The sequence below is a fragment of the Pseudomonas shahriarae genome, from assembly GCF_014268455.2.
In the GTDB taxonomy this organism is placed as follows: Bacteria; Pseudomonadota; Gammaproteobacteria; order Pseudomonadales; family Pseudomonadaceae; genus Aquipseudomonas; species Aquipseudomonas shahriarae.
The window spans coordinates 3,796,614-3,812,615 of sequence record NZ_CP077085.1 but is presented as its reverse complement, the minus strand read 5'-3'; the positions used below and the strand labels follow the sequence as shown (position 1 = coordinate 3,812,615).

At 60.2% G+C, this 16,002-nt stretch carries 12 protein-coding genes; 8 read left to right on the top strand and 4 right to left on the bottom strand.

Features of this window, described 5'->3' with window-relative positions; genetic code table 11:
- The first annotated feature begins 34 nt into the window (after positions 1 to 34).
- From clpP to HU773_RS16795, 5 genes are all read left to right on the top strand, one after another.
- Positions 35 to 670 (top strand): ATP-dependent Clp endopeptidase proteolytic subunit ClpP, encoded by a 636-nt coding sequence (gene clpP / locus HU773_RS16815; RefSeq protein ID WP_029298421.1) that lies wholly within the window; start codon positions 35 to 37, stop codon positions 668 to 670.
- Positions 671 to 782: 112 nt separating this feature from the next.
- Complete coding sequence (gene clpX / locus HU773_RS16810) at positions 783 to 2,066, top strand: ATP-dependent Clp protease ATP-binding subunit ClpX (RefSeq protein ID WP_029298419.1); 1,284 nt, start codon at positions 783 to 785, stop codon at positions 2,064 to 2,066.
- 160 nt (positions 2,067 to 2,226) lie between these two features.
- On the top strand, positions 2,227 to 4,623 hold the full coding sequence (gene lon / locus HU773_RS16805) for an endopeptidase La (protein ID WP_169990353.1): 2,397 nt from the start codon (positions 2,227 to 2,229) through the stop codon (positions 4,621 to 4,623).
- A 146-nt stretch (positions 4,624 to 4,769) separates the two neighbouring features.
- Positions 4,770 to 5,042, top strand: coding sequence for an HU family DNA-binding protein (locus HU773_RS16800; protein WP_003174819.1), 273 nt, complete (start codon positions 4,770 to 4,772; stop codon positions 5,040 to 5,042).
- A gap of 229 nt (positions 5,043 to 5,271) precedes the next feature.
- The gene (locus HU773_RS16795; protein WP_115128511.1) at positions 5,272 to 7,143 is read left to right on the top strand and encodes a SurA N-terminal domain-containing protein; all 1,872 of its coding nucleotides are present in this window, start codon (positions 5,272 to 5,274) and stop codon (positions 7,141 to 7,143) included.
- 63 nt (positions 7,144 to 7,206) lie between these two features.
- Here the strand turns inward: HU773_RS16795 and HU773_RS16790 are convergent, their stop codons facing one another.
- A complete protein-coding gene (locus HU773_RS16790) occupies positions 7,207 to 8,382 on the bottom strand; it encodes an MFS transporter (RefSeq protein WP_186625812.1) in 1,176 nt (391 codons plus the stop codon).
- Positions 8,383 to 8,508: 126 nt separating this feature from the next.
- Between HU773_RS16790 and HU773_RS16785 the strand changes: the two genes are divergently transcribed.
- Both HU773_RS16785 and HU773_RS16780 read left to right on the top strand, forming a co-directional pair.
- Positions 8,509 to 9,453 carry a LysR family transcriptional regulator gene (locus HU773_RS16785; RefSeq protein ID WP_186625811.1) on the top strand — a complete coding sequence of 315 codons (945 nt, stop codon included), beginning with the start codon at positions 8,509 to 8,511 and terminating at the stop codon, positions 9,451 to 9,453.
- Between the two features lie 44 nt (positions 9,454 to 9,497).
- Positions 9,498 to 10,295, top strand: a complete 798-nt coding sequence (locus HU773_RS16780) for a DUF2242 domain-containing protein (protein ID WP_186625810.1) — start codon at positions 9,498 to 9,500, stop codon at positions 10,293 to 10,295.
- Here the strand turns inward: HU773_RS16780 and aceE are convergent, their stop codons facing one another.
- Entirely contained in the window at positions 10,296 to 12,956 is a 2,661-nt protein-coding gene (gene aceE / locus HU773_RS16775; RefSeq protein WP_057960058.1) for a pyruvate dehydrogenase (acetyl-transferring), homodimeric type, read from the bottom strand.
- 155 nt (positions 12,957 to 13,111) lie between these two features.
- Here aceE and HU773_RS16770 point away from each other — a divergent pair, with 155 nt between their 5' ends.
- Complete coding sequence (locus HU773_RS16770) at positions 13,112 to 13,591, top strand: MarR family winged helix-turn-helix transcriptional regulator (protein ID WP_057441509.1); 480 nt, start codon at positions 13,112 to 13,114, stop codon at positions 13,589 to 13,591.
- A gap of 18 nt (positions 13,592 to 13,609) precedes the next feature.
- Here the strand turns inward: HU773_RS16770 and HU773_RS16765 are convergent, their stop codons facing one another.
- Positions 13,610 to 14,632: a transketolase-like TK C-terminal-containing protein gene (locus tag HU773_RS16765; protein ID WP_057960057.1), complete on the bottom strand. Its 1,023-nt coding sequence runs from the start codon at positions 14,630 to 14,632 to the stop codon at positions 13,610 to 13,612.
- Positions 14,633 to 14,960: 328 nt separating this feature from the next.
- Positions 14,961 to 16,001 carry an AraC family transcriptional regulator gene (locus HU773_RS16760; protein WP_057441512.1) on the bottom strand — a complete coding sequence of 347 codons (1,041 nt, stop codon included), beginning with the start codon at positions 15,999 to 16,001 and terminating at the stop codon, positions 14,961 to 14,963.
- Position 16,002 lies beyond the last annotated feature (1 nt).

Genomic DNA, 16,002 nt, shown 5'->3' with positions numbered 1-16,002 from the left:
TCAAGACATGACTATTTGGGAGTAACTGCAGAGCATGTTCCGTAATTCGTATATTCAGCAGAACTCTGATATCCAGGCCGCAGGCGGCCTGGTCCCGATGGTTGTCGAGCAATCTGCTCGTGGCGAACGCGCCTACGACATCTATTCGCGCCTGCTCAAGGAGCGAGTGATCTTTCTGGTTGGTCCGGTAGAGGACTACATGGCCAACCTGATCTGTGCGCAACTGCTGTTCCTTGAAGCGGAAAACCCGGACAAGGACATCCATCTTTACATCAACTCCCCAGGCGGTTCGGTGACAGCCGGCATGTCGATCTACGACACCATGCAGTTCATCAAGCCGAACGTGTCCACCACTTGCATTGGCCAGGCCTGCAGCATGGGTGCATTCCTGCTGACAGCCGGTGCTGAAGGCAAGCGTTTCTGCCTGCCTAACTCGCGTGTGATGATTCACCAGCCACTGGGCGGTTTCCAGGGCCAGGCGTCGGACATCGAAATCCACGCCAAGGAAATCCTGTTTATCCGTGAGCGCCTCAACACGCTGATGGCCAAGCACAGCGGGCACACCCTGGAAGAAATCGAGCGCGACACTAACCGCGACAACTTCATGAGTGCCGAAGCCGCACGTGAATACGGGCTGATCGACGCCGTGATCGACAAGCGCCCCGCTTAATATAAGCAGCTCAAAATAGGCCTGGTCGGCATGTCCGACCACCGGCGGGCTTGAAAAAGCCCGCATAAGCCTTCATCTTGTGTTGCAAGCCTATCGGATTTGGATCGAACGAATGACTGACACCCGCAACGGCGAGGACAACGGCAAGCTGCTCTATTGCTCCTTCTGTGGCAAAAGCCAGCATGAAGTGCGCAAATTGATTGCCGGCCCCTCGGTCTTTATCTGCGACGAGTGCGTCGACCTGTGCAATGACATCATCCGTGAGGAGGTGCAGGAGGCACAGGCCGAGAGCAGCGCGCATAAATTGCCTTCGCCTAAAGAAATCAGCGGCATCCTTGATCAGTACGTGATTGGTCAAGAGCGTGCAAAGAAGGTTCTGGCCGTAGCGGTGTACAACCACTACAAGCGCTTGAACCAGCGTGACAAGAAAGGTGATGAGGTCGAACTCGGCAAGAGCAACATCCTGCTGATCGGTCCTACAGGCTCGGGTAAAACCCTGCTTGCAGAAACCCTCGCTCGCCTGCTGAACGTTCCCTTCACCATCGCCGACGCCACCACCCTCACTGAGGCGGGTTACGTGGGTGAAGATGTCGAGAACATCATTCAGAAACTGCTGCAGAAGTGCGATTACGACGTAGAGAAGGCCCAGATGGGTATTGTCTATATCGATGAAATCGACAAGATTTCGCGCAAGTCTGACAACCCGTCGATCACCCGGGATGTTTCCGGTGAAGGCGTGCAGCAAGCCCTGCTGAAGCTGATTGAAGGCACGGTCGCTTCCGTACCGCCCCAAGGCGGCCGCAAGCACCCGCAGCAGGAATTCCTGCAGGTTGATACGCGTAACATCCTGTTTATCTGTGGCGGTGCGTTCTCCGGCCTGGAAAAGGTTATTCAAAACCGTTCCACCCGTGGCGGCATCGGTTTCAGTGCAGAAGTGCGCAGCAAGGAAGAAGGCAAGAAGGTGGGCGAGTCCCTGCGTGAAGTCGAGCCTGACGATCTGGTCAAGTTCGGTCTGATCCCGGAGTTCGTTGGCCGTCTGCCGGTCCTGGCGACGTTGGACGAGCTGGATGAGGCTGCTCTGATTCAGATCCTCACCGAGCCGAAAAACGCCCTGACCAAGCAATACGCCAAGCTGTTCGAAATGGAAGGTGTAGACCTCGAGTTCCGTGCCGACGCGCTTAAATCGGTGGCCAAGCGGGCACTGGAGCGCAAGACCGGTGCACGCGGTTTGCGTTCGATTCTCGAAGGCGTATTGCTCGACACCATGTACGAAATCCCCTCGCAGTCCGAGGTGAGTAAAGTGGTGATCGACGAAAGCGTTATAGAAGGTAAGTCCAAGCCACTGTATATCTACGAAAACAGTGAGCCGGCTGCCAAGGCTGCGCCAGACGCGTAAGCGTTTCGCAGTTTCGGTACAAACAAGGGGCCTCTAGGGGCCCCTTTGTTTTGCATAGGAATTTTTACTGTGTGTAACTGCCAGCATTGAGCTTGTTTTTTTTACACGCAGCCCCCATCTTGGTTTCAAGCTTACTTTCATCTGTCATAGAGGCGAAATCATGAAGACAACCATTGAATTGCCTCTCCTGCCATTGCGTGATGTGGTTGTGTATCCGCACATGGTTATCCCGCTGTTCGTGGGGCGCGAGAAGTCTATCGAAGCCCTCGAGGCCGCGATGACGGGCGACAAGCAGATCCTGCTGTTGGCCCAGAGAAATCCGGCTGACGACGATCCAGGCGAAGAAGCCCTGTATCGCGTCGGCACTATTGCTACCGTTCTGCAATTGCTCAAGCTGCCAGATGGCACCGTCAAGGTGCTGGTCGAGGGCGAGCAGCGCGGTGCGGTCGAGCGCTTCATGGAGGTGGATGGCCACCTGCGTGCAGAAGTGGCGTTGATCGACGAAGTCGATGCGCCTGAGCGTGAATCCGAAGTTTTTGTACGCAGCCTGCTGTCCCAGTTCGAGCAATACGTGCAACTGGGCAAAAAAGTCCCGGCTGAGGTCCTGTCCTCCCTCAACAGCATTGATGAGCCAAGCCGCCTGGTCGACACCATGGCCGCGCACATGGCGCTGAAGATCGAGCAGAAGCAGGACATCCTCGAAATCATCGACCTGTCGACCCGGGTCGAGCACGTCTTGGCCCTGCTGGATGCCGAGATCGACCTGCTGCAGGTTGAGAAACGCATTCGCGGTCGCGTGAAGAAGCAGATGGAGCGCAGCCAGCGCGAGTACTACCTGAATGAGCAGATGAAGGCCATTCAGAAAGAGCTCGGCGACGGCGAAGAAGGCCACAACGAGATCGAAGAGCTGAAAAAGCGCATCGACGCCGCTGGCTTGCCTAAAGACGCGCTGACCAAAGCCACCGCCGAGTTGAACAAACTCAAGCAAATGTCGCCGATGTCCGCCGAAGCCACCGTGGTTCGTTCCTACATCGACTGGCTGGTGCAGGTGCCGTGGAAGGCCCAGACCAAGGTACGCCTGGACCTGGCGCGTGCCGAAGATATCCTCGACGCCGACCACTATGGCCTCGAAGAGGTCAAGGAACGCATCCTCGAATACCTCGCCGTGCAAAAGCGTGTGAAGAAGATTCGTGGCCCGGTATTGTGCCTGGTCGGTCCTCCTGGCGTGGGTAAAACCTCCCTGGCCGAGTCGATCGCCAATGCCACCAACCGCAAATTCGTGCGCATGGCCCTCGGTGGTGTGCGTGATGAAGCGGAAATTCGCGGTCATCGCCGGACTTACATCGGTTCGATGCCGGGAAGATTGATTCAAAAGATGACAAAGGTTGGCGTACGCAACCCACTGTTCCTGCTCGATGAAATCGACAAAATGGGCAGCGACATGCGGGGCGATCCGGCATCGGCCTTGCTCGAAGTGCTCGACCCCGAGCAGAACCACAATTTCAACGACCATTACCTGGAAGTCGACTACGACCTGTCCGACGTAATGTTCCTGTGCACCTCCAACTCCATGAACATCCCGCCGGCGTTGCTGGACCGGATGGAAGTGATTCGTCTGCCGGGTTACACCGAAGACGAGAAGATCAATATCGCCGTCAAATACCTCGCGCCCAAGCAGATTTCGGCCAATGGCCTGAAGAAGGGCGAGATCGAATTCGACGTCGAGTCGATCCGCGACATCATTCGTTACTACACCCGCGAGGCCGGTGTACGGGGCCTTGAGCGCCAGTTGGCGAAGATCTGCCGTAAGGCGGTCAAGGAACACGCCCTGGAAAAACGCTTCTCTGTGAAGGTCACCGCCGATGCTCTGGAACACTTCCTGGGTGTGCGTAAATTCCGCTACGGCCTGGCCGAGCAGCAGGATCAGGTAGGGCAGGTGACTGGCCTGGCGTGGACCCAGGTGGGCGGCGAATTGCTGACCATCGAAGCGGCGGTTATCCCTGGCAAAGGTCAATTGATCAAGACCGGTTCCCTGGGTGACGTGATGGTCGAATCCATCACTGCCGCGCAGACCGTGGTGCGCAGCCGCGCCCGCAGCCTGGGGATCCCCCTGGACTTCCACGAGAAGCACGACACCCACATCCACATGCCGGAAGGGGCTACCCCCAAAGACGGCCCCAGCGCTGGCGTAGGCATGTGCACGGCCCTGGTATCGGCCCTGACCGGCATCCCGGTGCGCGCCGATGTCGCCATGACCGGGGAAATCACCCTGCGCGGCCAGGTATTGGCCATTGGTGGCCTGAAGGAAAAGTTGCTGGCGGCCCACCGTGGTGGCATCAAGACGGTGATCATTCCGGAAGAGAATGTTCGCGACTTGAAGGAAATTCCTGACAACATTAAGCAGGATCTGCAGATTAAACCGGTTAAATGGATTGACGAGGTCCTGCAAATTGCGCTGCAATACGCGCCGGAGCCCTTGCCGGATGTGGCTCCGGAGATAGTCGCGAAGGACGAAAAACGCGAGACTGACTCTAAGGAAAGAATTAGCACGCATTAATACGTTTAAGCCTGGTGGCTTCCTTGACAGCTTTTTAGAGCCCTTGTTATAAAGCGGCTCTTAAGTGTCTGTAGGCCATTCAGCACTGGTTTTTGCTTTCACCAAAAAACTTAGAATCATACTCAATAGATATAAGGGGACTTAGAGTGAACAAGTCGGAACTGATTGATGCTATCGCCGCATCTGCTGATATCCCGAAAGCCGCTGCTGGCCGTGCGCTGGACGCAGTAATCGAATCCGTCACTGGCGCTCTCAAGGCCGGCGACTCCGTGGTGCTGGTAGGTTTCGGTACTTTCTCTGTGACCGATCGCCCAGCTCGCACTGGCCGTAACCCACAGACTGGCAAAGCACTGCAAATCGCTGCTGCCAAGAAACCAGGTTTCAAAGCCGGTAAAGCCCTGAAAGAAGCCGTTAACTAAGCTTCGTTCAAGCCTTTGCCTATCCGGGCTGGACGCTGGTCTGGCCTGGCAGCGGAGCGGCAACTGACCCGAGTATCCATCGGGTCGCTACGCCGGGGGGCGGGTTCAATACCCGTCCGTTCCGCCAGTTACGAGAAGGCGCATCCTCGGATGCGCCTTTCTTCTATCCGGATTCTACCCACGCTCCACGGTTGCCTAATTTTGAAGTTCAACCGTTTCTGGGGGACGCATGCTGCAGAATATCAGGGACAATTCACAAGGCTGGATTGCCAAGACCATTATCGGCCTCATCGTTGTATTGATGGCTTTCACCGGTATCGAGGCCATTTTCCAGGCCACGACCAACAGCCAGGACGCGGCCAAGGTCAACGGTGAAGAAATCAGTCAAAACGAGCTGAGCCAGGCCGTCGACATGCAACGTCGGCAGCTGATGCAACAACTGGGCAAGGACTTCGATGCGTCCTTGCTGGATGAAAAAATGCTGCGCGAAGCGGCCCTCAAGGGCCTGATCGAGCGCAAGCTGCTGCTGCAAGGCGCGGCGGATTCGAAGTTCTCCTTCTCGGAAGCTGCACTGGACCAAGTGATCCTGCAGACCCCGGAGTTCCAGGAAGACGGCAAGTTCAGCGCTGAGCGCTTTGACCAGGTGATCCGTCAACTGGGCTACAGCCGTATGCAATTCCGTCAGATGCTGACCCAGGAAATGCTGATCGGCCAACTGCGTGCAGGCATTGCCGGCAGCGGTTTTGTCACCGATCAGGAAGTCCTGAACTTTGCGCGCCTGGAAAAACAGACCCGTGATTTCGCCACCGTCAGCGTCAAGGCCGACCCGGCCGCAGTGAAACTCACTGACGACGAGGTCAAGGCTTACTACGACCAGCACGCCAAGGAGTTCATGACCCCGGACCAGGTCGTCATCGACTACCTGGAGCTGAAGAAGGCTTCGTTCTTCGACCAGGTAACGGTCAACGACGATGAGCTGCAGGCCCTGTACGAGAAAGAAACCGCCAACCTCGCTGAACAGCGTCGTGCCGCGCACATTCTGATCGAAGTCAACGACAAGGTGACCGAGGCCCAGGCCAAGGCCAAGATCGACGAAGTCCAGGCGCGTCTGGCCAAGGGCGAAAGCTTCGAGGCCCTGGCCAAGGAGTTCTCTCAGGATCCGGGCTCGGCCAACAACGGCGGCGACCTGGGTTTTGCAGGCCCTGGCGTCTACGATCCTGAGTTCGAAAGCGCCCTGTACGGCTTGAACCAGGACCAGGTCTCGGCACCGGTACGTTCCAGCTTCGGCTGGCACCTGATCAAGCTGCTGGGTGTTGAAGCGCCAGAAGTGCCATCGTTCGCCAGCCTGAAAGACAAGCTGACCCGCGAGCTGAAGACCCAGCAAGTGGAGCAGCGCTTCGTCGAGGCGACCAAGCAACTGGAAGACGCGGCATTCGAAGCCTCCGACCTGGCCCAGCCAGCTTCGGACCTGAAACTGACCGTGCACACCTCGGCGCCGTTTGGCCGTGAAGGTGGCGAAGGCATCACGGCCAACCGTGCCGTGATCCAGGCAGCTTTCAGCCCTGAAGTGCTGGATGAGGGTGCCAACAGCACCGCCATCGAACTGGATCCGGAAACCATCGTAGTCCTGCGCGCCAAGGAGCACCGCAAGCCGGAGCAATTGCCGCTGGAAAGTGTGGCGACCGCCATCCGTGCCCAGATGACCAAGGAGCGTGCAAGCGCTGCGGCGAAGGCTCACGCTGACGAGCTGATCGCCAACCTGCGCGATGGCAAGCTGGCGTTGGACAAGCCGGTTGATGGTCAGGCCTGGAAAGTCACTGAAGCGGCCACCCGTGGCCAGGAAGGCGTTGAGCCTGCCGTACTGCAGGCACTGTTCCGCATGGCCAAGCCTGTTGCTAAAGACAAGCCGACCTTTGCTGACGTGACCCTGCGTGATGGCAGCTTGATGATCGTGCGCTTGAACAGCGTCACCGAAGGGGCTGCGCCAACCGAAGAGGAGAAGGAGCAGTATCGTCGCTTCCTCGCTTCGCGCGTCGGCCAGCAAGACTTCGCTGCGTTCCGCAAGGAACTGGAAGCCAAGGCTGACATCAAGCGCTTCTGATGCTGTGATACCGCCGCAAAAAAAGACCCCGGCCTGAAACCGGGGTCTTTTTTTGCCTGTTTGTCAGGTACGGCGAGGCTGTAGGGTGGTGATCAATGCCAGCGTAGCCAAGGCGGCAACGACCCAGGGAAACCACATGACGCCCCATCCCTGAAGCAGTATGCCGCCCAGCAGCCCACCGCCGGCAATCCCCAGGTTCCACACCGTCACCAGCATCGACTGGGCTGCATCCGCCGAGTCACCGGCCGACTTGGCCAGCGCGGTTTGCAGCAAGGCAGGCAAGCCGCCAAATGCCAGGCCCCAGATGGCGACCGACAGGTAGACGACCTCGGTAGAGGCGATCCACAGCCCCAGGGCCAATGCCGCAGTGGCAAACAGCGTGCAACTGATCACCAGCAAGACCTGCAGCAGGCGGTCAATCAACAGGCCGACGATCCAGATCCCCATCAGCGCGGCCAGGCCAAATACCAGCAACACCCGGTCGATGTCGGCGCTAAGCCCGGCGGGCACCAGGAACGGCGCGATATAGGTGTACAGAATGTTGTGCGCCAGCACGTAGGTAAAGGTCACCCACAGCACCGGACGCACCCCCGGCAAACGCAGGACCTGGTGCAAGCCCAGGCGCTGTTGCGCACGTTGCCCGGCAAAGTCCGGCACCTGCCAGCGCACCCACGCCAGTAGCAGCACCGTCAGTCCGGTCATGATCGCAAAGCTCAAGCGCCAACCCACTGCAGTGCCCAGAAACGTGCCGGCAGGTATTCCAAGGGATAACGCCAGGGGCGCGCCCAGCATTGCCACGGCAATCGCCCGGCCCTGTAGGTGCGGCGCCACCATGCGGCTGGCGTATCCTGCCAGCAGTGCCCAGAGCAAGCCCGCGAACACCCCGGCCAACAGCCGTGCGACCAGGGTCAGCCAATACACGCTTGATAGTGCCGTGACACTGTTGACTAGCGCGAAGCCACCAATGGCTAGCATCAGCAAGGGGCGGCGGCGCCAGCCACGGGTGGCGATGGTCAGGGGGATGGCGGCCAGCAACGAGCCGAGGGCATACAGCGTGACGAGCTGGCCGACCAGCGCCTCGCTCACCCCGAGGCCGGCGCTCATCTGGGGCAGCAGACCTGCGGGCATCGCCTCGGTGAGGATGGTGATGAAGCCGGCGGTGGCCAGCGCCAGCAAGCCCGCCATGGGCAGGCGTTCGCGCTGGCTGGGCAGGCATTGCGGTGTACTGCAGTCATTCATGTGGCTCGGCTCCGTATTCAAGGCATCAGGACATCGGGGCAGAGTAGGGGGCTGAACCACTTGGAAAAATGGGCTAAGGTTCCGAACTTATCGGACGTTTATATCCGTAATTCGCAGGAAGTGACAATGGACAGTCTGGGCAGTATGTCGGTGTTTGTGCAGGTCGCGGAGACCCGCAGCTTTACCCAGGCCGGTCGGCTGCTGGGGGTGTCGTCCTCGGCTGTGGGCAAAAGCATTGCGCGCATGGAGCAGCGTCTGGGGGTGAGGCTGTTCCATCGCAGTACCCGCAGTATCACGCTGACGGCCGAGGGCGCGCTGTTTCTCGAGCGTTCACGGCGGATCCTGGCCGAGGTTGAAGCGGCCGAGCAGGAGTTGACTGAAGCAGCGACCACCCCCCGAGGCAAATTGCGCATCAGTTTGCCCCAGGTCAGGGGCCTGTTGATGCCGGTGCTGACCGAGTTTATGCGGGCCTATCCAGAGATTGAGCTGGACGTGGATTTTTCCGACCGCATGGTGGATGTGATCGAGGAAGGCTTCGACGCTGTGGTGCGCACCGGCAAGCCCGAGGATTCGCGGCTGTCGGCGCGGCTGCTGGGGCACTATCGGTTGGTGCTGGTGGGAGCGCCGCAGTACTTCGCCCTACACGGCGTACCGGCCTGTCCTAAGGACCTCAACCATCATGCCTGCCTGCGTCACAAGTTCTGCGCCACCGGCAAGCTGGAGAGCTGGCCCCTGCGCCATTTACCCGGCGAACCCGAGCCGGTGCTGCGTGCACCGTTGGTCAGCACTACCATCGAGTCGCTAAAGCACGCAGTGCACGAAGGCCTGGGGATTGCCTGCCTGCCGGACTTCATGGTCCGCGAATCCGTCGAGCAGGGCCGCCTGCAGCGGGTGCTGGACGATTACCTGGAGCACAGTGGCAGCTTCTGGATGCTCTGGCCGTCGAGCCGACATGCCTCGGCCAAACTGCGGGTGTTTATCGATCATATGAGCGCCAGGCTTTTTCCTGCACCGCGCGTCGAGCCGGCCAGTGACGTTTTACCGACAGGAATCCGCGCGCGCACCCGGTGATCTGTTGCACAATACCGCCCTGACCGTTTTCCTCAGGATGATCAATGTCGACTTCATTTCACTTGCGTGGCCTTGCGCTCGCGCTGGTGCTGGCAGGCGCCACGGGCTGCTCGTCGCCCAAGACCGCTATCTACGAACATGAGAATTTCGACGATTCCGGTACGTTTTCGCGCAATTACCCGGTCAGCGATGTCGCGGCCTGCGAAGCGGCACGCCGGGCGTTGCTCAGCCAGGGCTACATCATCACCAGCAGCGACCCGAAGCTGGTGAGTGGTAACAAAAGTTTCCAGCAGACCGGCGAGACCCATCTGCAGATCAGCTTCAACGTGGTGTGTGCCGAAGATGGCGGCGGCGAGCATCATGCGACGATGTTTGCCAACGCCCTGCAGGATCGCTACGCGCTGAAGAAGGTCAACAACTCCGCCAGCCTGGGGGTGGGCGTGCTCGGTTCGGTGTCGATGCCGATTGGCTCCACCGACGACTCGATGGTCAAGGTGGCCAGCGAGACCGTCACCTCACCCAAATTCTATGACCGCTACTTTGCCTTGGTGGACGTGTTCCTGCCTCAGGAAGTGAAGGCCGCCGAACACATTCCCGAAGCGCCCAAGGCCGATCTCGGCGTGCCGGAGCCCAAGCCCGCGCCGGTGGTGGACAAGGTGCAAGCGCCTCAGGAAGCGCCGACCATGCCTGTCGCACCGCCCGTCTCGGAGCCGCTTGCACCACCGGTGGAAGCCACGCCGATTGCGCCAGAGGCAGTACCGGCAGAAGTGCCAGCGCCGACTGCGCCTGTGCTGCCGCCACCGACAGAGACCATCCCGCCGCTGCCGGCCAACGGGCAGTAACTAGACGCCGGTCGGGTCGGCTTTATCGACGTCGATCCCGTAGCGGCTGATCGCCTCGCCGACTTTGGTACGGCTGATCAGGCCGTCATCAGCCAGGGCCTTCAATGTCGCCAAGACGATGAAATGGCGGTCCACCTCGAAGAACTCGCGCAGCGCTTCACGGGTATCGGACTGGCCAAAACCGTCAGTGCCCAGCGCGACAAAGCGCCTGCCTGTGACGAATGGGCGAATCTGATCGGCGAAGATCTTCATGTAGTCGGTGGCTATCACCACCGGCCCCGGGTGGTCCGCCAGGCATTGCTCCACGTAGCTGGTGCGTGGCTCGTCCTCGGGGTGCAAGAGGTTCCAGCGCTCCACCCCAAGGCCCTCGCGGCGCAGTTCAGTGAGGCTGGTAACACTCCAGACGTCACTGTCCACGGCAAAGTCCTCGCGCAGCAAATCTGCGGCGGCGATCACTTCGCGCAGGATCGAGCCACTGCCCATCAGTTGCACCTGGGCTTGCTGGCCCGCCTTCAGTCGATACATGCCCTTGAGAATTCCATCCTCGACACCTTCGGGCATGGCCGGGTGCGGGTAGTTTTCATTGAGCAGGGTGATGTAGTAGTAAATGTCCTCCTGTTCGACGTACATGCGCCGCATGCCCTCGCGGATGATTACCGCAAGCTCGTAGGCAAAGGTTGGGTCGTAGGACACGCAGCAAGGAACCACCGAGGCCAGCACATGGCTATGCCCATCATCGTGCTGTAAGCCTTCGCCCATCAGTGTGGTGCGCCCGGCGGTGGCCCCCAGCAGGAAGCCACGGGCCCGCGCATCGCCTGCGGCCCAGGCCAGGTCGCCGACACGCTGGAAACCGAACATCGAGTAGAAAATATAGAAGGGCAGCGTCATCAGGCCGTGGTTGGCGTAGGACGTGCTGGCAGCGATCCACGAAGAAAACGCGCCGGACTCATTCAGGCCCTCCTGTAGGATCTGCCCGTCTTTGCTCTCTTTGTAGTAGCTCAGTTGCCCGGCGTCCTGCGGGGTGTAGAGCTGACCCACGGCAGAATGAATACCGATCTGGCGGAACAGGCTTTCCATGCCAAAGGTGCGCGATTCGTCCGGCACAATCGGCACGATCAACTTGCCGATGTTCGGGTCTTTCAGCAGGGCGCCGAGGATGCGCACGAAGGCCATGGTAGTGGAAATGGCACGCTCGCCAGTGTCTTTGAGTTGGGTGGCAAACGCTTCGAGCGGCGGCACTTGCAGGGCCGGTACCGAACTGTGCCGGGCAGGAATATAACCGCCCAGGGCCTGGCGCCGCGCGGCAAAGTAGCGGCCTTCTTCGCTGTCGGCAGCGGGCTTGAGATAGGGGATTTCAGCCAGTTGGTCGTCAGCCACCTCCAGGCCGAACCGGTCGCGGAACGCCTTGACGGCCTCGGCGCCCATTTTCTTGAGTTGGTGATTGATGTTCTGGCCTTCGCCTGCCTCGCCCATGCCAAAACCCTTGACGGTTTTCGCCAGGATCACCGTAGGTTGCCCGGTATGGCGGACTGCGGCGGCATAAGCGTTGTAGACCTTGTCGGGGTCATGGCCGCCCCGTGAGAGCTTCCAGATATCGTCGTCGGAAAGATCCTCCACCAGTGCCAGCAACTCCGGGTATTTGCCGAAGAAGTGTTCGCGCACGTAGGCGCCGTTTTGCGACTTGTAGTTCTGATAGTCGCCATCCACACATTCCATCATGCGTTGGCGCAGCAGGCCGCTGCGGTCCTTGGCCAGCAGGGCATCCCAGCCACTACCCCAGATGACTTTGATCACGTTCCAGCCGGCAGCGCGATACAGGCTTTCGAATTCCTGGATGACTTTGGCGTTGCCCCGTACCGGGCCGTCGAGGCGTTGCAGGTTGCAGTTGACCACGAAGATCAGGTTATCGAGTTTCTCGCGCCCCGCCAGGGAGATCGCCGCCAGGGATTCCGGCTGGTCCATCTCGCCATCCCCCAGGAACGCCCAAACTTTGCGCCCCGCCTCAGGCTTGAGGGCGCGCAGGTCCAGATAGCGCATGAATCGCGCCTGGTAGGCCGCAGTGATCGGCCCCAGGCCCATGGACACGGTAGGAAACTGCCAGAAGTCCGGCATGAGGCGGGGGTGGGGATAGGACGACAGACCCTGGCCGCCGGCCTCGCGGCGGAAGTTATCGAGTTGTGCTTCGTCGATGCGCCCTTCGAGGTAGGCGCGCCCGTAGATGCCTGGCGAGGAGTGCCCCTGGATATACACCAGGTCGCCGGCAAAGGTCTCGGTTCGACCACGGAAGAAATGGTCAAAGCCTACGTCGTAGAGTACCGCGGCCGACGCATAGGTGGCGATATGCCCGCCCACGCCCGAGTGTTTACCGGCGCGCAAGACCATGGCCATGGCGTTCCAGCGGATAAACGCATTGAGCCGGCGTTCGATTGCCAGGTTGCCGGGGTAGGGCAGTTGCCGGTCCACCGCGATGGTGTTGACGTAGGGGGTGGTGACCCGCCCATGGAAGTCGCCATGTCGCGCTACGTCGAAATCCAGCAACTGATCGATCAGGTAATGGGCGCGGGGGCGACCTTCGGTGGACAGCACCGATTCGATGGACTCCAGCCATTCGCGGGTTTCCTGTGGATCGTCGTCGAGTCTTACTGCGTTGTTCGCGTTCATGTGAGGCTCCAGGTGTGCGGATACCAGCGTGCGGTTTCCTTGTGGGAAGGTGATTCGGCACGCTGCAAAAGTAATTGCAATTGCAACTACATGCCTGAATTTAGCGCGGGATGCGCTACCATTGCAACCTTCTCGAATTCCCCGGATGGTGTTGCATGTCGTCGAAAGAGCCTGATGTCTGGTTCCGTTTTGTCAGGGCCCACAGGACAGTCATCCGTGAAATCGAACGGCGCCTGGCCTTGGCCGACCTGCCGCCATACGCCTGGTACGATGCCCTGTGGGGCCTGGAAAGCGGTCCTGATGGCACTCGGCGCATGCATGAATTGGCCGATGTGCTGGCGATCGAGCGCTACAACCTGACGCGATTGGTGGACCGCCTGGAAAAGGACGGCCTGGTGGTGCGCTCGCGCTGCGAAGGTGACGGGCGCGCCGCGTTTGCCTCGATCACCGATGAGGGCCGGGTGTTGCGTAAAAAGATGTGGGGCATCTACGAAAGTACTGTGGATGAACTATTCCTCTCGCAACTCGACGCCGAGCAACGCCAGGGCTTTGCCGATGCGCTGGAGCGCACGGCCGGGCTGGCGATGCAGGCCAGTGTGCAGACCCGCGGACGGCGCAGGCCTGAAACACCATAGGCAAGGGCATGCTCTTGCTCATTTGAGGGCGTACTGTTGCAGCGCGCGCTCCACTTGTCGCACCTCGATCCGTCCCTCGTCTGCCAGCGCCTTCAGGGCCAGCACGGCAATCCAGTAGCGGTCAGGTGCCGTCGGTTGGACTGAGCCGGCCCCCAGCGCGACAAACCGTGCATCCACATGGGCCGCCAACGGGTCGACGATGGATTGCGGATAGCCGGTGACAGCGATCACCGGGCTGTGGTGGGCCGCCAGGCAATCGCGCAAGTGGCAGCTACGCTTTTCGGCCAGAGGGTGCAGGCGGTTCCAGCGCTCGGCGGCGCGTGCTTCCCGCGCCAGTCGGGTGTAGCTGGGGCAGCTCCATAACTGCGCCGATACGTTCCAGTCGGTCTCCAGCAGCCTCGCTGCATGCAGGACTTCTTCAAGTGCGCGGCCAGCCCCCAGCAAGCGCACGTGCAATTCGCCGGGTGGCTCGCGCCCGATCCGATACATCCCCTTGATTGCATCCTGTCGGTGCTGTGGCGCCAGTCCGGGTCCGTCGTCCTGGTCATGCAGGGCCAGGTAGTAAAATCCGGGCCTGCCGTCGACATACAGCGCGTGCAAACCCGCCAGCACAATCGCTCGGGTTTCGTCGCCGGAGGCTGGATCGTATGGGGTGCACTGCGGGTTGCTGGCCAGCCATAGCGCAAGTGAAGGGTGCGCGCCGTGGCGCCCGGAGGCGGGGCGGGTGTGGATGTCGTTGCACAGAATCCCGCGTTGATCGGTGCCCTGGCAGAGGGCACGCAACTGCGCCGATGAAGTGGCGTTATGTAGGTACAGCAGTGGTTTTTCCCCGGTATTACGCGCAAACCAGGTGGGCCAGGCGGTAATGCGCCTGGAGTGGGATTGGCCGCGAATGACCCAGGCTTGCCGGCGTGTCGCCGGGTGGAACTCCAGGGTGTTGGCCATGGCCATCACTGTATACAGGGGCGAGCTGCGGGGTGGTTGTTGATCGTTGAGGGTGTCGATGCAGATTCGTGCGGATTGCGCAGTGCTGGCAGTCATGAGTCACGTCCCATGGCAATGGAGAGCATCACCCTACTGGAAGTTGATATATGATTGCAATTGCAATGATTGCAGTTGCATTTAAATCGCTCGGTTAAATCCGCGCCTGGCTGCTGCGTTTAATCTTCAAGCGCAGGAACGTCATGCCCCTGTCTTTTTTTCGTCATGACGGCACTTTACGCTGGTGATGCAGGTCACTTGAGTCACCTGCTTTGATTAAACAAGGAGTCGACGATGGACGATTATCAAGAAGAGCTGCTGGAATACCAGGCCTTTGAACTGGACCCTTCGCACCCGGCCGACGACGCCACCGAGCTGTAGGCAGGCGTCAGGCGGAATGCCGCTGACTGCGGCGAAATTCCCCTGGGGTCTGGCTGTTCCAGCGCTTGAAGGCCCGTTGAAAGGCTTCCGCTGAGGCGAAACCGAGCAAGTAGGCAATTTCCCCGAACGCCAGTTCGGTATCGCGAATGTAGGTCATGGCCAGGTCGCGACGGGTGTCGTTGAGAATGGCGCGAAACTGCGTGCCTTCCTCGGCCAGTTTGCGGCGCAAGGTCCAGGTCGGCAGTTTCAGGCGTGCCGCCACTTCTTCCAGGTCGGGTTCCCGGCCGCCATTGAGCATCGGCCCCAGTAAACGTGTGATGCGCTCGCGCAGGCTGCGGGTGCGGGTCAGTTGTTCCAATTCCCGTTCACACAGTTGCAGCAGCAAGTGCCAGGTACTGGGGCAGTGCTGCGGGTTGCGCAGGCCAAGGCTGTGCTGGCTCAGGCGCAGTTGATTGAGTTCGGCGCCGAACTGGATCGGGCAATCTCCCAGCACGGTGTAGCTCGCGCTGTAGTCCGGCGCGGCGAATTCGATTTCGATCCGCTCGGCCAATACAGGCTGCTGGCACAAGGTCGCCATCTGCTGCAGCCAACCGGCCAGAATCGAGTCCACCACGAAGCGGTTATAGGCGTTGTAGGGGCTGATGGAATAGAAACGCAGCCAGGCACCCTGGGCGTCTTCATGAAAGCTCGACTGGCCACGGTAGTTGGCGCCGTACAGGGCCTCGAAGCGCGTCAGGGTGCGCGCGGCTTCGCGCACGTTGGGCGCCTGGGCGGCGGTGACGCCGGCCAGGCCAAGTTGATTCATGCGGCTCAACTGGCCCATGCGCAGGCCCAGGCTGGGGTCGCCGGTCAGTTGGATGGCTGCATGGCCCAGGCGCATATAGCGTGGGATCGACAGGCGCGCACCGGGCTCACTCAAGCGCGCCGGGTCGAGGCCGTACTGCAACAGCAGCGGCTGCGGGTCCAGGCCATGGCTGAGGATGGCGTCGGCCAGGGTATGCACGATGCCCACCGATAAGTCCCCGAGGCGCATCGGTGCCGGTTTCATG